The organism is [Erwinia] mediterraneensis, from assembly GCF_900604315.1.
GTDB classification, from domain to species: domain Bacteria; phylum Pseudomonadota; class Gammaproteobacteria; order Enterobacterales; family Enterobacteriaceae; genus Pantoea; species Pantoea mediterraneensis_A.
In genome coordinates this window covers 1,060,032-1,079,188 of the sequence record NZ_LR026978.1, presented here as the reverse complement: position 1 = coordinate 1,079,188, position 19,157 = coordinate 1,060,032, and the positions used below count along the sequence as shown (strand labels likewise).

17 protein-coding genes and 3 tRNA genes are annotated in these 19,157 nt (G+C 55.3%); 11 read left to right on the top strand and 9 right to left on the bottom strand.

What is annotated here, in order from left to right; translation table 11 throughout:
* Positions 1-27: 27 nt before the first annotated feature.
* Positions 28-945 carry an HTH-type transcriptional activator AaeR gene (aaeR, locus tag E0E17_RS05065; RefSeq protein WP_130832123.1) on the bottom strand — a complete coding sequence of 306 codons (918 nt, stop codon included), beginning with the start codon at positions 943-945 and terminating at the stop codon, positions 28-30.
* 297 nt (positions 946-1,242) lie between these two features.
* Here aaeR and aaeX point away from each other — a divergent pair, with 297 nt between their 5' ends.
* The 5 genes from aaeX to E0E17_RS05040 all read left to right on the top strand — a co-directional run bounded on the left by aaeX (position 1,243) and on the right by E0E17_RS05040 (position 6,275).
* The gene (gene aaeX, locus E0E17_RS05060; protein WP_130832121.1) at positions 1,243-1,446 is read left to right on the top strand and encodes a p-hydroxybenzoic acid efflux pump operon protein AaeX; all 204 of its coding nucleotides are present in this window, start codon (positions 1,243-1,245) and stop codon (positions 1,444-1,446) included.
* Between the two features lie 7 nt (positions 1,447-1,453).
* Positions 1,454-2,386 carry a p-hydroxybenzoic acid efflux pump subunit AaeA gene (gene aaeA, locus E0E17_RS05055; protein ID WP_130832119.1) on the top strand — a complete coding sequence of 311 codons (933 nt, stop codon included), beginning with the start codon at positions 1,454-1,456 and terminating at the stop codon, positions 2,384-2,386.
* Between the two features lie 11 nt (positions 2,387-2,397).
* Entirely contained in the window at positions 2,398-4,353 is a 1,956-nt protein-coding gene (aaeB, locus tag E0E17_RS05050; RefSeq protein ID WP_130832117.1) for a p-hydroxybenzoic acid efflux pump subunit AaeB, read from the top strand.
* Positions 4,354-4,476: 123 nt separating this feature from the next.
* A complete protein-coding gene (locus E0E17_RS05045; protein ID WP_130832115.1) occupies positions 4,477-5,931 on the top strand; it encodes an NAD-dependent succinate-semialdehyde dehydrogenase in 1,455 nt (484 codons plus the stop codon).
* A gap of 74 nt (positions 5,932-6,005) precedes the next feature.
* On the top strand, positions 6,006-6,275 hold the full coding sequence (locus tag E0E17_RS05040) for a barstar family protein (protein ID WP_130832112.1): 270 nt from the start codon (positions 6,006-6,008) through the stop codon (positions 6,273-6,275).
* A gap of 59 nt (positions 6,276-6,334) precedes the next feature.
* Here the strand turns inward: E0E17_RS05040 and yhcN (E0E17_RS05035) are convergent, their stop codons facing one another.
* The 4 genes from yhcN (E0E17_RS05035) to argR form a co-directional block, all read right to left on the bottom strand.
* A complete protein-coding gene (gene yhcN / locus E0E17_RS05035; RefSeq protein WP_130832109.1) occupies positions 6,335-6,598 on the bottom strand; it encodes a peroxide/acid stress response protein YhcN in 264 nt (87 codons plus the stop codon).
* Positions 6,599-6,694: 96 nt separating this feature from the next.
* A complete protein-coding gene (locus tag E0E17_RS05030; RefSeq protein WP_130832107.1) occupies positions 6,695-6,967 on the bottom strand; it encodes a YdgH/BhsA/McbA-like domain containing protein in 273 nt (90 codons plus the stop codon).
* Between the two features lie 63 nt (positions 6,968-7,030).
* Positions 7,031-7,294 (bottom strand): peroxide/acid stress response protein YhcN, encoded by a 264-nt coding sequence (gene yhcN / locus E0E17_RS05025; RefSeq protein ID WP_130832105.1) that lies wholly within the window; start codon positions 7,292-7,294, stop codon positions 7,031-7,033.
* Between the two features lie 478 nt (positions 7,295-7,772).
* A complete protein-coding gene (argR, locus tag E0E17_RS05020) occupies positions 7,773-8,243 on the bottom strand; it encodes a transcriptional regulator ArgR (RefSeq protein WP_130832103.1) in 471 nt (156 codons plus the stop codon).
* 430 nt (positions 8,244-8,673) lie between these two features.
* Here argR and mdh point away from each other — a divergent pair, with 430 nt between their 5' ends.
* Positions 8,674-9,612, top strand: coding sequence for a malate dehydrogenase (gene mdh, locus E0E17_RS05015; protein ID WP_130832101.1), 939 nt, complete (start codon positions 8,674-8,676; stop codon positions 9,610-9,612).
* An 83-nt stretch (positions 9,613-9,695) separates the two neighbouring features.
* Here the strand turns inward: mdh and mscM are convergent, their stop codons facing one another.
* From mscM to rsgA, 3 genes are all read right to left on the bottom strand, one after another.
* On the bottom strand, positions 9,696-13,028 hold the full coding sequence (gene mscM / locus E0E17_RS05010) for a miniconductance mechanosensitive channel MscM (RefSeq protein ID WP_130832099.1): 3,333 nt from the start codon (positions 13,026-13,028) through the stop codon (positions 9,696-9,698).
* Positions 13,029-13,043: 15 nt separating this feature from the next.
* Positions 13,044-13,940 (bottom strand): archaetidylserine decarboxylase, encoded by an 897-nt coding sequence (gene asd / locus E0E17_RS05005; RefSeq protein ID WP_130832097.1) that lies wholly within the window; start codon positions 13,938-13,940, stop codon positions 13,044-13,046.
* A 92-nt stretch (positions 13,941-14,032) separates the two neighbouring features.
* Entirely contained in the window at positions 14,033-15,085 is a 1,053-nt protein-coding gene (gene rsgA, locus E0E17_RS05000; RefSeq protein WP_130832095.1) for a small ribosomal subunit biogenesis GTPase RsgA, read from the bottom strand.
* Between the two features lie 103 nt (positions 15,086-15,188).
* Between rsgA and orn the strand changes: the two genes are divergently transcribed.
* The 4 genes from orn (at position 15,189) to E0E17_RS04980 (ending at position 16,176) form a co-directional block, all read left to right on the top strand.
* Positions 15,189-15,737, top strand: coding sequence for an oligoribonuclease (gene orn / locus E0E17_RS04995; protein ID WP_130832093.1), 549 nt, complete (start codon positions 15,189-15,191; stop codon positions 15,735-15,737).
* Between the two features lie 153 nt (positions 15,738-15,890).
* Positions 15,891-15,966, top strand: a tRNA-Gly gene (locus E0E17_RS04990).
* A 31-nt stretch (positions 15,967-15,997) separates the two neighbouring features.
* A tRNA-Gly gene (locus tag E0E17_RS04985) sits at positions 15,998-16,073 on the top strand.
* A gap of 27 nt (positions 16,074-16,100) precedes the next feature.
* Positions 16,101-16,176 (top strand) — tRNA-Gly (locus E0E17_RS04980).
* Between the two features lie 322 nt (positions 16,177-16,498).
* On the opposite strand, the gene queG is transcribed toward E0E17_RS04980, so the two are convergent.
* Complete coding sequence (queG, locus tag E0E17_RS04975; protein WP_130832091.1) at positions 16,499-17,638, bottom strand: tRNA epoxyqueuosine(34) reductase QueG; 1,140 nt, start codon at positions 17,636-17,638, stop codon at positions 16,499-16,501.
* Between queG and nnr the strand changes: the two genes are divergently transcribed.
* Positions 17,637-19,151 (top strand): bifunctional ADP-dependent NAD(P)H-hydrate dehydratase/NAD(P)H-hydrate epimerase, encoded by a 1,515-nt coding sequence (gene nnr, locus E0E17_RS04970; protein WP_130832089.1) that lies wholly within the window; start codon positions 17,637-17,639, stop codon positions 19,149-19,151. The two genes, queG and nnr, sit on opposite strands and share 2 nt — an antisense overlap.
* The last annotated feature ends 6 nt before the right edge of the window (positions 19,152-19,157 follow it).

The following is a 19,157-nucleotide window of genomic DNA, read 5'->3' as shown; positions in this document are numbered from 1 at the left end:
AGAGACAACCCGCCCGCTGGCGGGTTGTCAGCTTTTACGGTGCTGCTGATACTGCACCGCCACCTGGTTAAAATATTCGGTCAGATAATCGATGCAGACCTGCACCTTCAGCGGCAGCATATCTTTCTCCGTATACAGGGCGTACACCGGCCGCGGTTCAGAATGATACTGCGAAAACAGGATGTCGATTTTTCCGCTGTTAATCTCATCAATTACCCACATCAGCGGCACGTAAGCGATGCCGAGCCCCGCTTTTAACCAGCGGATCAGCGTCAGCGAGTCGTTGGTGACAAAACGTCCCTGAGGCGCCAGACAGCTGACCAGCCCCTCGGGCGCGCTCAGTTCAAAGCTGTTTTCCGGCCGTACGCTATATTCCAGCCAGGAAAAATTACTCAGATCGCCCGGTTTTTGCGGCGTGCCATGCTGCGCCAGATAACGCCTTGCAGCGCACACCACCATCGGCATCGCGCCGAGACGGCGGGAAAACAGGCTGGAGTCCTGCAGTTTCCCTACACGCACCACCAGATCAAGGCCATTGGTGATCAGATCTGGCGCTGGAATGCCGGTAACAATATTAACGCTCAGGCCCGGATACTCACGCAGCATATCGGCTGTCATGTCGGCGAGTACATTTTGCGCCATAGTGGAGGAGCTGCCGATGCGGAGCGTACCGGTAGGGGTATTGTTAAACGCATAGAGCTGTTCGTGCACCTGAGAGGCTTCGGCCAGCATCCGGCGGCAACCCTGATAATAGATTCTGCCCGCTTCGGTGAGCCCAATGCTGCGAGTGCTGCGATTCAGTAGCTTTATCTGTAGCTCATCTTCCAGTTTTGCCACCATCTGACTGATGGAAGAGACGCTGAGTTGCAACTGGCGTGCCGCGGCAGTAAATGAACCTAATTCAACCACTTTGGCGAAAACTGACATGCCTTTGAGTCGTTCCATTGTTTACTCTGACTAAAAAGTGATTTAGCTCACAATAGGTAGAAAACGTATAGTCAGGCGCGTTACTATACGCACGCCGGGTCATCACGCGGTGATTTCCGTGTGTCTGGTGTTATACCGCGCAGCCATCATAGCGCGGAGCCAGAGTCAGCCTGATGATACGCTATTATTTATTTAGCTGTGGTTCGGATGTTGCCGTTAGGTTACTTCGCATCCCGCCACCATCAACCCGTTGCGAGCTGCCTGCAGTCGGGAATGCGAAGGATTAACCCGGCATGGTCGAACTAAGGATTTCTGATGAGTGTGCTTCCGGTTTTTGTTGTATTTGGGCTTTCATTCCCCCCTGTTTTTGTTGAACTGATTGTTTCGCTGGCGCTGTTCTGGCTGGTAAAGCGCGTGCTGACGCCCAGCGGTATCTATGATCTCGTCTGGCACCCATCACTTTTTAACACGGCGCTCTATTGCTGTGTGTTTTACCTTGTTTCCCGTTTATTAATTTGAGGTTTAAGTGAATACGCTAATAAGAAAAATCGCGCGTTACGCGATTACCCTTCTGTTAGTCATTGTGGCTATCGTGATCATCTTTCGTGCCTGGGTGTTCTACACCGAATCGCCCTGGACACGTGATGCCAGATTTGCTGCTGATGTCGTGGCTATCTCCCCGGATGTTACGGGTCTGATCACCGAGGTGCCGGTGCATGATAACCAGCAGGTAAAAAAGGGCGACACGTTGTTTGTCGTCGACCGTCCGCGCTATCAGAAGGCGCTCGAGCAGGCGCAGGCGGATGTGGCGTATTATCAGGCGCTGGTGAACGAGAAGCGCCGGGAAGCCGCGCGGCGCAACAAACTCGGTACGGTTGCCATGTCCCGCGAGGCGATTGAACAGGCGAACAATGATCTGCAGACCAGCGAACATCAGCTGGCGAAGGCGATCGCCACCCGTGATCTGGCGCAGATTGATATGGCGCGCACCACTATCAAAGCGCCCGCTTCAGGCTGGGTCACCAACCTCAACGTCTACGAAGGCGAATTTATTACCCGTGGTTCAGTGGCGGTGGCGCTGGTGCAACAGAATTCGTTTTATGTGATGGCCTATCTGGAAGAGACCAAACTGCACGGCGTTGTCCCGGGCTACCGGGCGCAAGTGACACCGCTGGGCAGCAATATCATTCTGACCGGTACGGTGGAAAGCATTGCCGCAGGGGTGAATAACAACAACAGTTCGGTCGACAGTAAAGGAATGGCTACCGTTGACTCCAATCTGGAGTGGGTGCGCCTGGCGCAGCGCGTACCGGTGCGTATTCGTCTGGATGAGCAGCCTGGCAACCGCTTCCCGGCGGGCACTACGGCCACCGTCGTGATTACCGGTAAAGAGGATCCCCCGCATATGACGACCTCTCCCGTGATGAAGTTGTTTAATCGTCTGCGTGAGTTTGGTTAAGCGGAGACGATATGATCGAGTTTCTGCGTTTTCCCACCAAGCTGACCTTCGCGTTGATCACCGCGCTGATGCTTGGCTTCCATTTTAATCTGGAAACGCCGCGCTGGGCGGTGATGACTGCCGGGATCGTGGCGGGCGGCACCGCCTTTGCCGCCGGTGGCGATCCCTATGCGGGGGCGCTGCGCCATCGTGGCGTACTGCGTATTATCGGCACCTTTCTCGGCTGTATTGCCGCCCTGACCATTATGATCGCGACAGTACGCGCGCCGGTGGTGATGATGTTGCTCTGCTGTATCTGGGCGGGTCTCTGCGTCTGGCTTTCATCACTGATTAAGGTGGAAAACGCCTATGCGCTGGGGCTGGCGGGCTATACCGCGCTGATTATTGTTGTGACTACCGATGCTTACGGTTCGCTGACGCTGGCGCCGCAGTTTGCGGTAGAGCGCTGCAGCGAAATTGTGCTGGGTATTCTCTGCGCCATTCTCGCTGATATGATCTTCTCGCCGCGCTCGATTAAAAAAGTCATCGACCAGGAAGTGGAGTCGTTGCTGGTGGCACACTATAAGCTGTTGCAGTTGTGCGTGGCCCACGAGAATAAAGAGGAAGTGGATAAAGCCTGGAGCGCGCTGGTGCGCCGCACTGCTGCGCTGAACACCATGCGCAATCAGCTGATGCTGGAGTCTTCGCACTGGCAGAACGCCAGCCGCCGGATGGCGATGCTGAATACCCTCTCGCTGACGCTGATTACTCAGGCCGCAGAAACCTTTTTGATCCAGAACTCGCGCGCTGACTATATTCCGCCTCAGTATCGTCTGCTGGTGGAGAAAGAGGCGGGCACGGTCAGCGAGGTGCATAAACGAATGAAAATTATGCGCCGCGTGATTACTGCCCACAGCAGTAAAAACATGCCGCTGACGCTGGCGATTTGGGTGGGGGCCGCGACCGAGTATTTGCTGTTGCTGAAAGGCATTAAAACCAACAGCAGAATTACCGCGATTGAAGAGAATATTCTGCAGCGCGAAGTAGTGATCCAGGCGCGCTCCGCAGAAACGCATCATGCCATGATTAACGGGATTCGTACTTTTGTCGCCACCGCGCTGGGATCGCTTTTCTGGCTCTACTCCGGCTGGACTTCCGGCAGCGGCTGTATGGTGATGCTGGCGGTGATCACGGCGCTGGCGATGCGCATGCCGAATCCGCTGATGGTAGCGAAAGATTTTCTCTACGGTATGGTGGTCGCGGTGCCACTTGGCTCGCTCTACTTTATGTATATTATGCCCGCGACGCAGCAAAGTGCGTTGTTGCTCTGCATCGCTCTTGGTGTGCTGGGGTTTGTTGCCGGCATCTTTATCCAGCGCCGTCAGATCGGGACGCTGGGCGCGCTGGCCGGGACGCTCAATGTACTGGTGCTTGAGAACCCGATGCCGTTTGATATCTTTTTCTTCCTCGATAACCTGCTGGGCCAGGTGATTGGCTGTTTTGTCGCGCTGCTGGTGATTTTGTTGATTCGCGATAAGTCAAAAGCGCGCACCGGCCGTAAGCTGCTTAACCGCCTGATGTATGCTGCGGTCGCGGCGCTGACCACCAATCAGGCGCGTCGGCGCGAAAATCATCTGCCAGCCCTGTATCAACAGCTGTTTTTGCTGCTTAACCTCTTTCCGGGGGATATCGACAAATACCGCGTGGCCCTGACAATGATTATTGGTCACCAGCGTCTGCGCAACGCAGAAATTCCCGTCAATGCCGACCTCTCGGCGTTTCACCGCCAGCTGCGCTACACCGCCGATCAGGTGATTGCCGCAGGCAGTGACGAAAAACGCCGCCAGCACTTTCAGCAGCTGCTGCGGGAGTTTGATATTTATCAGCAAAAGCTGCGCCACTATGCGGCACCCGACAGCGTTACCGAGCCAGTAAAACGCCTGGCGGATATGCTGGCTAAATATCAGAACACCCTGCTTAAAATCTGAATTTTGCCGCTACCCGGGTAGCTGCTGCCTTCCGGATGGCGCATTTCCGCGCCATCACAAAACCTGTCGGTATTGCCATCTATACTTTGCTCAACAGGAAGGCAACCAGACAGGAGAGAGCCCATGTCCACTCTTTTACACGAAAGCGATCTTTTCCAGACCGGTTATCTGGTCGATGGCAAGTGGCAGACTTTGCCCACCACCTTTGATGTCCTCAATCCCGCCACGGGCGAAGTGCTGGCAAAAGTCGCGAAAGCAGGCAAAGCGGAAACCGAGCAGGCCATAGCCGCCGCCCGGCGCGCTTTTCCCGCCTGGCGCGCGCAAACAGCGAAAGCACGTAGTGAAATTCTCTACCGCTGGTATCAGTTGATGATCGAGAACAAACGCTGGCTGGCGCAGCTAATGACTGCAGAGCAGGGCAAACCCCTGAAAGAGGCGGAGGGCGAAGTCGATTACGCTGCCAGCTTTATTCAATGGTTTGCCGAGCAGGCCAGGCGCGCCAATGGCGAAATTATTCCGCCAGCCAAAGCGGGGTCGCGCATTCTGGCTACCCGCGAGCCGATTGGCGTGGTCGCCGCGATCACGCCATGGAATTTTCCGATGGCGATGCTGACGCGCAAACTGGGGCCAGCGCTGGCGGCAGGCTGCACCGGCATTATCAAGCCGGCCAATAATACGCCGCTCTGTGCCTTTGCCCTGCTGGCGCTGGCGAAAAAAGCCGGAGTGCCGGATGGGGTGCTGAATGCGGTGGCTGGCGATACTCATGCCATCAGTGATGCCATTATGGCGAACAAGGCGGTCCGTAAAATCTCTTTCACCGGTTCAACCGAGGTGGGCAAACTGCTGGTGCGTAATGCCGCCGACACCATGAAAAAAGTTTCGATGGAGCTGGGAGGCAATGCGCCCTATATCGTATTTGAAGATGCCGATATCGATGCGGCGGTGCAGGGGGCCATCGCCAATAAGTTTCGCAACGCCGGGCAGGTCTGTGTCAGCGTGAACCGCTTCTTTATCCACAACGCCATTTACGACCGCTTCGTGAATCAATTGGCGGAAGCGGTGAAAAAACTCAAAGTGGGTAACGGTATGGAAGAGGGGGTGGTGGTTGGCCCCTTGATCAATGCGGCCGCGATAGAAAAGGTTGAAGAGCATGTGCAGGATGCGATGGCGCAGGGCGGCAAATTAGTGACCGGGGGGGAACGCCACGCGCTGGGCGGCAACTTCTGGCAGCCCACGGTGATTGCCGATGCCCATGAAGGCATGAAGCTGGCGCAGGAAGAGACCTTTGGACCGGTAGCGGCCTGTTTCCGTTTTGATGATGAAGATGAGGTGATCCAGCGCGCCAACGCGACCGAGTTCGGCCTGGCCGCCTATTTTTATACGCAGAATTTGCAGCGCGTCTTCCGCGTGGCGGCGGCGCTGGAAAGCGGCATGATCGGCATTAATGAATGTGCGGTTTCTACCGAGGTAGCGCCTTTTGGTGGTGTAAAAGCGTCTGGCCTGGGGCGCGAAGGCTCGGTGCTGGGGCTTGAGGAGTATCTTGAGGTCAAAACCCTGCATCTGGGCGGGCTTGACTGAGTACAGGCAGCGCGCTAAACAGCACATCTTTGGGCGGCTGCGGTCGCCCAACGCGACGTTATGGAGGCCCCGGCATGAGAACAGAGCGTTTTGACTTTAACGAGATCGTTGACCAGGGCCATTTCTACCGCCAGTTCAGCGAGCGTTTTGCCTTGTTTGATAGGGTAATTAACGATCTGGATAGCTTATGGGAGGTGGTGGCTGGTTCGGCGTTGCCTTTACCACTGCAAATTGAATTTGTGAATCTGGGAAGAGGGCAGAGACGACGCTACGGTGCGCTACTCCTGCTGTTTGAAGAAGCAGAAGAGGAGCTGGAAGGACAGCTCCGCTTTAATGTGCAATAGGCAGATATAAAAAAGGCCCCATGAAACGGGGCCAGAAATTCGTCAGGAGCGACGAGGAATTATTTATAAACTTCCGCAGTAAAGTGGTAGTTGTCGCCGGTACGCGCTTCGATGACGCGATAGGCGCTGGCACCTTGCGCATCAGCTTTCTGTGAGAGCTGAGCACGGTAATCCATCGGCGCGCCCGCGACGCCACTGATAGTGACGGTGCCTGCAGGCTGCAGGTTACGCGCGCCTTCAGCAGTGACCAGTTGTGCGGCAGAAGCACCAAAGGTCATGGCGGAAAGCAGGCTGACTGTTGCGATGGCTGTTTTGATTTTCATAATTCGTCTCCTCATTACAATCAACAACCTGCAGCATGGTACAGCGGTAGCGGGTCGTCGATGTCATTTCCGGGCGCCTCGGCAGCGCCGGGTCGATTATTTATAAAGTTCGGCGGTCACGTGATACGTGTTATCCAGGTGATTCTCAATAATACGGTAGTGACCTGCACCCTGCGCTTCCGCTTTGCGGGACAGCGCCTGACGGATATCTGTCTGGTCACCATTGCGACCGCTGACAGAGATCGTCTGGTTCATTGACTGCAGATTCATATTTTGTGCGTCCTGGTTACTTACCAGGCTGGCGGCGCTGGTGCCAAAAGAGACCAGTGAAGCCAGACTTAACGCGGCGATAAGATGTTTGGTTTTCATGGTTGATGCTCCTGAAATTCGTGACCGGGCAATCTGAAACATTGTCCTGGTATCCGCAGATGATTATTTGTAGAGCTCAGCGGTAGCGTGATAGTTGCCGTTGTTATAGGCCTCAATCACCCGGTAGGCTTTAGCGCCCTGCTGTTCGGCTTTAGCGTTCAGCTGCTCCTGGATAACCATCGGGGAGCCAGCAATACCGCTGACGCTGATAGTGCCTGCAGGCTGCAGATCTTTAGCCTGCTGTGCATTAATAGATTCTGCGGCGCAAGCGCCAAATGACAGGACAGATAGCACGCTCAGCGCAGCGACAGTCGTTTTCATGTTCATAGATATTTCCTCGTCTTCTGTTTTTTCTTTGTTGTTAGTGTGATGTTCATCACGAAAACAAGTATAGATCTAGTAACGCATGAAATTAATACCTGCCTAATAATGTTTTGTTGTTACACTTTAGCTATGTGTCATTTTTTAATATCCTTTGGTTATAAAAAACGTTCATTTTTCACCCAAAGCTCATCAAAAATCTTGTAAAACAGTGATCTAGGTCAATTTGTCTTTTTGTGCGAAAAGTTATGGACGATCGGTCTGGGTCAAAAAAATATCCTGGTGATTTCAACTGGATGTGTGGCTCACACCAGTGGAAAATAACAGCGTGCAACGGTTAGATGAAAAGGACCGACCAATAGTCCTGATGCGTAAAGGTTCCACAGGCATAAGACGGGCGCTAATAAAGGGCAGCAGGCAGGGGGGCACAGAGGGAAAAACTGAAAGGGAACCGGCAGGCAAGGCTGCCGGTAGCAGATGTGGATCAGAGTTCCTGTTCGAACAGCATCAGAATGGCGTCATACAACTGCCTGACGGTAAAAGTGCGAGCCGGAGTAATGAAAATCGTGTCATCACCGGCGATGGTGCCAAGAATTCCTTCCGCTTTACCCAGCGAGTCGAGCAGGCGCGCAATCAACTGGGCCGCACCGGGACTGGTATGGATCACGACTAACGCATCGTTGTAATCAACATCCAGCACCAGATTTTTCAGCGGGCTGGAGGTGGTAGGAACGCCCAGCTCCGCCGGCAGGCAGTAAACCATTTCCATTTTGGCATTACGCGTACGTACAGCGCCAAACTTGGTCAGCATGCGGGAAACCTTCGACTGGTTAATATTCTCGAAGCCATCTTCCTGCAGCGCCTGAACAATTTCGCCCTGGGAGCTGAATTTTTCTTCTTTTAATAAGGCTTTAAATGCCTTAATCAGATCGTCTTGTTTTGTTGGATTACGCATAGGCTACCAGTAATAAAGGGAAAAAAGCGAGAATCCGCCGCAGGCAGATAAATTATTATGCATATAAATGAATTTTTATGCAATGTGCATCCCGACGGGATGGCGGAAAAGGCGAGCGGGCGACGATTTTAGCAAAATTTTTCCGGCAGGCCAAAAAAAGCCCGGGTGAGCGCACAGGGCGAAGGTTGCAAACTTGTTATATTATTGACGGTGTTATTCGAGCCACAGGATAACCGTCGGGTCATTATCTGCATGCGTTAACGTCATCAATCTCCGGGATAACGGCTTTATACGACGCTTTCCCGCTCAAATTATTGCGGTAGTACGCAAATTGAACAGAGAGCACTCGCCATCACCGGAGAAGTAAATTAATGTCGTAAGCACATGGATTCCCGGCACTTCTCTGTCCCACCCTAATAAGGAGTATAGGATGAAAGTTGCAGTACTCGGCGCCGCTGGCGGTATTGGTCAGGCGCTTGCACTTCTTCTGAAAACCCAATTGCCTGCGGGTTCAGAACTCTCTCTCTACGATATTGCACCGGTTACACCTGGTGTTGCGGTTGATCTCAGTCACATTCCAACCGCCGTAAAAATTAACGGTTTTAGTGGTGAGGATGCAACCCCGGCTCTGGAGGGGGCGGATGTGGTACTGATTTCCGCTGGCGTTGCGCGTAAGCCTGGCATGGATCGCTCCGATCTTTTTAACGTTAATGCCGGCATCGTACGTAATCTGCTGGAGCAGGTGGCAAAAACGGCACCCCAGGCGCTGATTGGTATAATTACCAACCCGGTTAATACCACGGTCGCCATTGCTGCCGAGGTGCTGAAAAAAGCGGGGGTTTACGATAAGAACCGCCTGTTTGGTGTGACCACGCTGGATATTATCCGGGCGAATACTTTTGTGGCGGAACTGAAAGGCAAATCGCCGGACGAGATTGAAGTCCCGGTGATCGGCGGTCACTCGGGCGTTACCATTCTGCCCTTGCTGTCGCAGGTCAAAGGCGTCAGCTTTAGCGAGCAGGAAGTGAGTGATCTTACCAAACGTATTCAGAACGCCGGTACTGAAGTGGTTGAAGCAAAAGCGGGTGGCGGCTCCGCCACACTCTCGATGGGACAAGCCGCGGCACGTTTTGGCCTGTCACTGGTGCGCGCGCTACAGGGAGAAAGCAACGTTGTCGAGTGCGCTTATGTTGAGGGGGAGGGGGAATATGCCCGCTTCTTCTCTCAGCCACTGCTGTTAGGCAAAAATGGCATCGCAGAGCGCAGACCTGTCGGCGAGCTGAGTGCATTTGAACAGCAGGCTTTAAAGGGCATGCTGGAAACGCTGAAAAAAGATATCGCTCAGGGCGAAGCGTTTATGCAGCAGTAGCGCGTTCGGGGTTCCATCTGGCGCCGCGCATAAATCTTCATGACATGCCCGTTGCGATCCGTCGCGGCGGGCTTTTTTATGCCTTAAAGGCCGCCGGAACGGAAGGCTCTGGCGGGCGGCGTGCCGTTGCTGGCCGGTGTTTTCTTGCCGATGGTTTCCATGCGTACCTGGAAAGGTGGGAACGGCAATTCAATACCATGCTCTTCAAAGCCGCGCAGTATCAGCTGATGCAGTTCATGGCGCAGCGGCATACGATGCCCCATTTCCGCGGCATGGATACGCAGTTCAAACAGCTGAATGCCCTGCTGCAGATCCACCAGATAAACTTCCGGCGGTGGGGTATCCAGCACGTAGTGGCAGCGCGCGGCGGCCTGCTTCAGCAGGGTCGTAACCTCTTCGCTGTTAACCTTCGCCGGGGCGGGAATGGTCAGCACGACGCGCGTCACGGTGTCTGAGAGTGACCAGTTGACAAACTGCTCAGTGATAAAGGCTTTGTTGGGCACAATGATCTCTTTGCGGTCCCAGTCGGTAATGGTGGTCGCACGCGTATTGATCCGCGTAATACTGCCGGTAAGATCGCGAATGGTGACCGTATCGCCGATGCGGATCGGTTTTTCAAACAGAATAATCAGACCCGAAATAAAGTTGGCGAAAATCTCCTGCAGACCAAAACCGAGTCCGACACCGAGCGCCGCCACCAGCCATTGCAGTTTGGACCACTCGATACCAATCAGCGAAAAGCCCAGCAGGCCGCCAATCAGCATCAACAGATATTTGGTCAGCGTGGTGATGGCGTAGCCTGTGCCCGGCGTCAGGCTGAGATGTTGCAGCAGGGCCAGCTCCAGTAGCGCCGGCATATGGCGCACCAGCTGCGTGGTGATTATCAGCACCAGAATAGCAATCAGTACGGAGCCCAGGGTAATCGGCTGCAGGCTTTCTACGCCCTGTACCGTGGTACTGGCATCCCACAGGCGAATATTTTCCAGGAAGCTAAAGGCGGAGTGGATTTCCGACCAGAGCACAATCACGGAAACCAGCGCAATTAATGTCAGAATAGAACGCACCAGGCGCAGCGACTGGGCGCTGATAGCATCAAGATCGATAACCGGCTCATCAAGCTCCACGCCATCGGCATATTGCAGCACCGGTTCTTTCTCATCTTCATTACGGGCACGGTTAGCCAGCCGCTCCGCGCGACGCTGACGGGCGCGATCGAAGGCGATGCGTCGGCGCTGAATCAACATCCAGCGGCGAATAATGTGATAAATCACCAGCAGCAGGAACCAGATCGCCGCCGAGGTTTCCAGACGCGCCAGTAACGCCTGCGCCGTCGCCAGATAACCGATGCAGGAGGCGAAAGCCGCAATCAGCGGAATAGCGACCATCAGGTTCCACAAAATGCGGTTGACCATATTGTCGCCGTTGCCCTCTTTATCGAGATGCAGCGGGATACCGGCACGTTTAAGGCTGACGGTGACAATACTCAGCGCGCCGCAAATTAAAATAAAGCAGAAGCGGCCGAGGCTGGCAGAAAATTGCCGATCCTCCTGATTGGCGAAGGCGATAAGCAGCATCGTCAGCGGCACAATCAGCCCGACAGAGAGCGGATAGTAGCGCATGGCGCGCGCCACGCGCGTTTGCGGCCAGCGGAAATGGGTAATAAACAAACCGTGCGGGCGGGCAAAAGCGGCACCGATCATTAAGGTCCACATCAGAGGGAAGGTGTCGGTAATACCATGGCCGATAGCGACCGCAAAAGGATAAGGCCATGCGTGTTGCAGGCCATAGCCCAGCGCGCCCCAGAGCAGAGGCAGCGGTAAGGCCAGCAAAATCGACCAGAATACGGTACGTAGGGTCAGCTGAAAGCGATCCAGGGTAACCTTGCCCACTTTGCTGGCGGCGCGATCCAGAAATGCATGATAGTGGCGGCGGGAGCTGATGCTGAAGCCGAGCAGCAGCATGGCACCCAGCACCGGAAATACCGTCTCCTGGCTGGTAAATACCATCGCCAGCGCCTTGCCCATCTGACTGAGAGTATCAAATGACAGCAGACGGTAGAGATCGTGTACCACATCCAGCGGAAAGCTCAGGCTCACCGGGCTGACGTCTGCGGTCCAGAACAGGTAACGGTGGGTCGCTTCTTTGACCTCGGTCAGCGCCTCCTGCAGCTGGGTGTTGGCCACCTTCAGCTTAGTGATTTCCAGTATCAGCGTGTCGATACCGGAAATCAGGGAATTAAGCAGCTCACGCTGGGTTTTTAACTGGGCGTCGAGAATACGGTTTTGTTCGCTGCTCAGAGGAGCACCGTTGGCCTGTTTCTCTTTGCGCAGCTCATCCTGACGGGCAAACAGCCCTTCGTAATGCAGACGCTGTACGCGCAGCTGAGCCATTTCATTGTCAATCTGCTGCGATTTGGGCATCTCAGGCAGGCGGGCGACCTGCGCACGCAGCGCTTCTCCTAACAGGTTAGAGGCGCCCAGCCATTGCGATTGCTCACGCAGGGTAGTTAACGCCTGGCGCACCTGAAGCGTCTGATTGGTTGCCAGGCGCTGCTGCGAGGCCACCAGATCCATGCGCTGCGCCTGCTGATTCAGCGCCGCAGAAAGTTCACGGTTGACACGAAACTGATCGCGGATGGCGGGAGGCAAATCGCCGCTGTTCTCTGCCAGCTGTTCGGTGCGCGCCAGCGCCAGTTCCGCTTCCCGCTGCCGCTGATTATTCAGCTGGTTGCGCAATTCCTGCAGATAGTTGTCGAGCTGCGAGGCTTTGTGCTGATGCACTTCGGCGCGCATACGCGCCAGCTCCTGACGATTATTGGCCGAGAGTTGCGCCAGTTCGAGTTCATCCACGCGCGCTTTGCTGGCCGCATTTTCCGCCTGGCGCGCTGCCTGCTGCGCCAGCGTCAGCGGCGTACTACCTGCCGTGGTGCTCTGTAAACGCCGTTCACTCTCCGTCATGGCGCGCCGCGCTTCGGTTTGCTGCTGTGGCAGTAACGTCAGGGAGTCGCTGATCTCGCGCGCCCGATCCTGCTCCTGCTGCGCCTGTCGGCTCTCCTCCAGCAGCTGGCTGCTGACCTGCAGGATCTCCTGATCCAGCTCGGCGCTGCTCATGGTGCTGCGCACGGTTTTGCTGCTGTTTTTAAAGGCGGCAATTTGCTGGCGCAGTTCCCGGGCGAGGCGCGGGAAATCATCAATCACCTGCTGATACTGCTTTGCCCGTTCCAGCGATGCATCGCGTTCGTCGAGGTAACTCAGTGCTGTTTCCAGCGACTGGATCTGCTCAGTCTGAGCGGGGGAGCTTTTCGCGGCTTTGGCCGTTTCCAGTTCCTGACGGAGTTGGTTCGCTTCCGGCACGCCGGCGGCGAAGGTGGAAGCGCTGAGCCAGAGGCTCAGCAGCAGAATCATAAGTGAACGCACGGAAGTGACTCGGGGTTATTCAACAGTGGTGAGGTTTTCACCGGGTTGAGGCAAGATCATGGCCAGCGGCTGGCCTACACGGGTTTTGCTTTCCGCTTCCAGACTTTCCGCCAGCTTCAGGCGGCCAGGTGCAAACAGGTTAATCACGGTAGAGCCCAGCTTAAAGCGGCCCATTTCCTGCCCTTTCAGCAGCACCACGGCACCTTCCGCATCGGCAGCAGGGTAGTGCCAGCGTTTGATCACTCCTTCACGCGGCGGCGTAATAGTGCCCGCCCAGACGGTTTCGATGCTGCCGACAATGGTGGCGCCCACCAGAATCTGCACCATCGGTCCGAGATCGGTATCGAAATAGCAGATAACGCGTTCGTTACGGGCAAACAGGTTCGGGATATTGCGCGCCGTCAGGGGATTCACGGAATAGAGATCGCCCGGCACGTAGATCATTTCCCGCAGGATGCCGTTGCAGGGCATATGTACGCGATGATAGTCGCGCGGCGCCAGATAAAGGGTCACAAAGTCGCCGTCGCGGAACTGGGCGGCCATCTCTTCATTACCGGCCAGCAACGCTTCCAGAGAATAATAGTGCCCTTTAGCCTGAAAAATTTGATTGTCGTCAATACGCCCCAGCTGGCTGATAGCGCCATCGGCGGGTAAGACAACCAGATTCGGGTCAGCTTCGATCGGGCGCGCCTCATCTTTCAGCGGGCGCACAAAAAAGTCGTTAAAGGTGCGGTAGCTGGCCGTATCGGCCTTGCGCGCCTCAGACATATCGACTTTATAGAACCAGACGAAGATATCGATGACCGCTTTGGTCAGCCAGCCCGCACGGCGACTTGCGCCCCAGCCAGCCAGTTCGGTCAGCCATTTTTTTGGCAGAAAATGATTCAGGCCGAGCTTTAAACGATCAAACACCTTAGCCTCCTGGCTTAATTCAAGACGTTAACGAAAAGGGGCGCGCATTGTAGCAGCGCCCTGGTAAGTTGGCGAATCCGCTGTGAGGAGGGTTAATCTTCCCCGGCGGAGAAATTCTTACGCGTTTTCACCTGCGCCATACTCTCCAGAATGCGATGGTAATTTGCAAAACGCGAAGCATCGATCAAGCCATCCTCCACCGCTGCGCGGATGGCGCAGCCGGGATCAGTATCGTGTTTGCAGTCACGGAACTTACAGCTGCCGAGAAATTCCCGGAATTCGACAAATCCACGGGTAATTTGTTCCGGTTCGAGATGCCATAAACCAAATTCGCGCACGCCGGGAGAATCAATCACATCACCGCCGTGGGGAGCGTGATAGAGACGCGAGGCAGTAGTGGTGTGCTGGCCCAGGCCGGAGTTATCCGAGACGTCGTTGGTCAGGATCGCTGCTTCGCCGCTCTGCTCGAGATCCAGGATCGCGTTCAGCAGGCTCGATTTCCCTACGCCGGACTGACCGGCAAAAATACTGATATGGCCATTAAGCGCTGCTTCCAGGTCCGCCAGACCATCTTTTGCCTGACTGGAGACCATCAGCACGTGATAGCCGATACGACGGTAAATATCCATCTGCTCATCGACAAAGGCGCGCGCTTTGTCATCCAGCAGGTCAATTTTATTCAACACCAGCAGCGGTTCAATCCCCAGCGTTTCGCTGGCGACCAGATAACGATCAATGATATTGAGCGACAGTTCCGGCAGGATCGCGGAAACAATCAGAATCTGATCGATATTGGCGGCAATGGGTTTAACGCCATCATAAAAATCGGGGCGGGTTAACACGCTGCTGCGTTCATGCACCGCTTCAACAATACCTTTACCTGTACTTTCATTGGCGGCGCGCCAGACGACGCGGTCGCCGGTAACCAGCGAGCGAATGGTGCGGCGAATATTGCAACGATGAACATCGCCCGCGCTATCTTCCACGTCGGCGTGCATGCCGAAACGGCTGATGACGATGCCCTCCTGCGCTTCACCAAACTGGCTGTCATCCGGTTCCGGCTTTTCGCTGCGTTGCTTCAGACGGCGCTCATGGTTAGCGCTTACGCGACGCTGTTGGCCTTTTGACAGTTTATTTTTGCTCACTCATCCTCTCACTTGGTTTTGTCAGGCTTCGCCCTGCGGGGCAAAACGTCTATGATACACCCTATTTCATGGTAATGACGACCAGCCAACCGCAGGAAACAGCATGACGACGGGAAATGAAAATAATTTAATCTGGATTGATCTGGAGATGACCGGACTCGATCCTGAACGGGATCGCATTATTGAGATCGCCACCCTGGTAACCGATGCCCATCTTAATATCCTGGCGGAAGGGCCGGTGATTGCTGTGCATCAGTCGGATGCGCAGCTGGCGCTGATGGATGAATGGAATGTGCGTACGCACACCAACAGCGGTCTGGTCACGCGCGTGAAGGCCAGCGAATATGACGATCGCGCGGCGGAACTGGCGACGCTGGAGTTTTTAAAACAGTGGGTGCCCGCCAACTGCTCGCCGATTTGCGGCAACAGCATCGGCCAGGATCGCCGTTTTCTGTTTAAATATATGCCGGAGCTGGAAGCCTGGTTCCACTATCGTTACCTTGATGTCAGCACGCTGAAAGAGCTGGCGCGTCGCTGGAAGCCCGATATTCTGCCAGGCTTCAAGAAAGCAGGCACGCATCAGGCGCTGGATGATATCCGCGAGTCGGTGGCTGAGCTGGCCTACTATCGCGAGCATTTTTTGCAACTGTAGATGGGAAGGGTGCGCAGGAAAACAGCATTTTGCTGATTTAATCAGCAAACGCAGCGAAAACGAAAAAATTTGCTTTCAGGCTCTTGCGGCAAAAAGGAATTCTCGTATAATGCGCACCCCGTACCGATGAAGAATTTTATCTCGGTACAAGGCGCGGGAATAGCTCAGTTGGTAGAGCACGACCTTGCCAAGGTCGGGGTCGCGAGTTCGAGTCTCGTTTCCCGCTCCAGTTCAAACAGTAAGTAAAAGACATCTCTATTGCGGGAATAGCTCAGTTGGTAGAGCACGACCTTGCCAAGGTCGGGGTCGCGAGTTCGAGTCTCGTTTCCCGCTCCAGATTTCTTGTCAGTATTGCCCTTCTTAGCGGGAATAGCTCAGTTGGTAGAGCACGACCTTGCCAAGGTCGGGGTCGCGAGTTCGAGTCTCGTTTCCCGCTCCAGTTTTCTTACTTGTTCTTTCTTCTTGCGCGCCAGGCGCACGGTCCTGTTATCCACAGCGCGACTTGTGAGTTTTACCGCGGTTTTCCCGCCTCTGCTAAAGCCTTTTAAACAGAGTTATCCACAGATACGATTCGGCTTCGCTTACGCAAGGGTGATCGCAAAGTTTTACATCTTGATGATAAATTATTGTTTTTAAAGAAGATGAAGATATTTCAATTTGTTATTGAGGCGTATTGCGAAATTCCGGCCAGTTGAATGGCAACGGGTTTTTATTTTTATTCACAGCTTGTGGAAAAATCCTTTTGCCAGGGCAAAACGCTGTTATGCATCTCTCGGCAGCCCCTTTTCCACGGCGCGTATAAGCCGCTTTTTCTGCGCCGGTTCGACATCAATAACCCAGCTCTCCTGCCTGGCCTGTTGCTGAGCAATCGCCCAGTGAATATGTTCATCCAGCAGAGGATGTTCTCCCAGCCGCTGCTGCAACGCCGGAATAATCCCGGCTGACCAGGGCGCATTGCCCAGCGCGACCGCAACATTACGTAACCAGCGCAGATGCCCGATGCGGCGTATCGCCGATCCTTCCGTTACCCGCAAAAATGTGGCTTCATCCCACTGAAACAGGTCGAGTAAGCGCGGCGCGTGCAGCACGGCGCGCGGCGAAAAATCTTCTTCATCGCTCAGCTGGCTGTAACGGTTCCACGGACAAATCAGCTGACAGTCGTCGCAGCCGTAAATGCGGTTGCCAATCAGCGGACGCAGCTCTGCCGGAATTGCGCCCTCCAGCTCTATCGTCAGGTAGGAAATACAGCGGCGCGCATCGACCACATAAGGTTCAACAATGGCGCCGGTGGGGCAGATAGTCATGCAGGCCACGCAGCGCCCGCACTGCTCCGACTGCGGTTTATCCACCGGCAAAGGCAGATCGATCAACAGCTCGCCAAGGAAAAACCACGAGCCCGCTTCCCGGTTCAGAATCAGTGAATGCTTGCCGGTCCAGCCGAGTCCCGCTTTCTCCGCCAGCGGCCTTTCCAGCAGCGGCGCCGAATCGACAAAGGGACGGAAATTGAGTTCGCTGCAATACTCTTTAATCATTTCCCCAAGCTTTTTCAGGCGATTGCGCAATACTTTGTGGTAATCACGACCCAGTGCATAACGGCTGACGTAACCGGCATGGGGATTTTTCAGCGTCGAGGCAAAGGCCGCTTTGGCCGGGAGATAATTCATGCGCACGCTGATCACGCGTAGCGTGCCGGGCAGAAGCTCATGCGGGCGCGCACGCATCATGCCGTGTCGCGCCATCCACGCCATCTCGCCATGATATTGTTTCTCCAGCCACGCTTGCAGGCGCGGCTCCTCCGCGCTGAGATCGGTATCGCAAATACCGACCTGCTGAAAGCCGAGTTCCAGACCCCACTGTTTAATGCGTTGGGCAAGCTGATGAAGATCGAAAGGGTATGACATGAGAGACCAACTATCGGAAGCAAACGCGCACAGCTTACCATATTCTGTCTGGCCTGCGCAGGCCCTGCGTCAGCTGGAAACAGATGCTGCGGACAGCTACGGCATTGCGCTGTATGAACTGATGCAGCGTGCCGGGCAGGCGGTGTATGAGAAAATCCGACAGCTGTGGCCCGACGCGCAGCACTGGCTGATCCTGTGCGGGCACGGTAATAATGGTGGCGATGGCTATGTGGTAGCGCGTCTGGCGCAGGCGGCGGGGTATCAGGTCACGCTGCTGGCCTGTGAGGGAAGCAGCGACTTACCGGAAGAGGCGGAGAGCGCGCGCAACAGCTGGCTGGAAGCGGGCGGCGAGATCCATGCGGCGGATGCCCCCTGGCCGGAGAAGGTTGATGTCATTGTGGATGCGCTGCTTGGCACCGGTCTGAACCGTCCCCCGTCAGCCCCTTATGCGGCGTTGATCGAGAAAGCCAACGCGCATGCGGCGCCGGTGCTGGCAATTGATATGCCATCAGGGTTAGTGGCTGCTAACGGCACCGCCCCTGGCGCGGTAATAGAGGCTGCGCATACCCTGAGTGTGATTGCCCTGAAGCCGGGTCAGCTGACCGGCAAAGCCCGTGATTATATCGGGCAGCTGCATTTTCATGCGCTGGGTCTGGAAAACTGGCTGGCCGTTCAGTCAGCGCCGATGGCGCGTTTTGATGCCGGTTACCTCAGGCACTGGCTGCCGCCGCGCCGACCCACCTCGCATAAAGGGGATCACGGGCGACTACTGGTGGTTGGCGGCGATGACGGTACGGCCGGCGCCATTCGCATGGCGGCAGAGGCCGCGCTGCGTACCGGTTCAGGGCTGGTGCGAGTGCTTACTCACCCCCATAATATCGCGCCGATTCTGGCTGCGCGTCCGGAACTGATGGTGGACGCGCTGAGCGATCAAAGCCTGGCGCAGGGGGTAGAGTGGGCGGATGTGATCGCCATTGGTCCTGGGCTCGGACAGCGTGACTGGGGTCAGAAGGCGTTGAAAAGCGTTGAAAAAAGTGAAAAGCCGATGCTTTGGGATGCTGATGCACTTAACCTGCTGGCATTCAGTGCGCAGAAACGTCAAAATCGCATCATCACGCCGCACCCTGGCGAGGCCGCGCGTTTGCTCGGTATCAAGACCAGCGAAATTGAGAGTGACCGCTTACATGCAGCGGAGACCCTGGCAAAGCGCTACGGCGGTGTGGTGGTACTGAAAGGGGCTGGCACCATCATCGCCAGTGAAGCAGGACAGATGGCGTTTGCGGATGTCGGCAATGCGGGCATGGCATCCGGCGGCATGGGGGATGTATTAAGCGGTATTATCGCCTCGTTGCTGGGCCAGAAGCTGGCACTGTTTGAGGCCGCCTGTGCCGGATGCGTAGTGCATGGCGCGGCGGCAGATGCCGTGGCCCGACAGCGCGGTACGCGTGGTATGTTGGCAACAGATTTATTCGAACGGCTGTGGCAGTTCGTTAATCCAGAGATGATTTCATAAGAAAGC

Bases quoted from the DNA above. Each gene is read 5' to 3' on its own strand.
- aaeR (WP_130832123.1), bottom strand. From the start codon at position 945: ATGGAACGACTCAAAGGCATGTCAGTTTTCGCCAAAGTGGTTGAATTA.
- aaeX (WP_130832121.1), top strand. From the start codon at position 1,243: ATGAGTGTGCTTCCGGTTTTTGTTGTATTTGGGCTTTCATTCCCCCCT.
- aaeB (WP_130832117.1), top strand. From the start codon at position 2,398: ATGATCGAGTTTCTGCGTTTTCCCACCAAGCTGACCTTCGCGTTGATC.
- E0E17_RS05045 (WP_130832115.1), top strand. From the start codon at position 4,477: ATGTCCACTCTTTTACACGAAAGCGATCTTTTCCAGACCGGTTATCTG.
- E0E17_RS05040 (WP_130832112.1), top strand. From the start codon at position 6,006: ATGAGAACAGAGCGTTTTGACTTTAACGAGATCGTTGACCAGGGCCAT.
- yhcN (WP_130832109.1), bottom strand. From the start codon at position 6,598: ATGAAAATCAAAACAGCCATCGCAACAGTCAGCCTGCTTTCCGCCATG.
- E0E17_RS05030 (WP_130832107.1), bottom strand. From the start codon at position 6,967: ATGAAAACCAAACATCTTATCGCCGCGTTAAGTCTGGCTTCACTGGTC.
- yhcN (WP_130832105.1), bottom strand. From the start codon at position 7,294: ATGAACATGAAAACGACTGTCGCTGCGCTGAGCGTGCTATCTGTCCTG.
- argR (WP_130832103.1), bottom strand. From the start codon at position 8,243: ATGCGTAATCCAACAAAACAAGACGATCTGATTAAGGCATTTAAAGCC.
- mdh (WP_130832101.1), top strand. From the start codon at position 8,674: ATGAAAGTTGCAGTACTCGGCGCCGCTGGCGGTATTGGTCAGGCGCTT.
- orn (WP_130832093.1), top strand. From the start codon at position 15,189: ATGACGACGGGAAATGAAAATAATTTAATCTGGATTGATCTGGAGATG.
- nnr (WP_130832089.1), top strand. From the start codon at position 17,637: ATGAGAGACCAACTATCGGAAGCAAACGCGCACAGCTTACCATATTCT.
- queG (WP_130832091.1), bottom strand. From the start codon at position 17,638: ATGTCATACCCTTTCGATCTTCATCAGCTTGCCCAACGCATTAAACAG.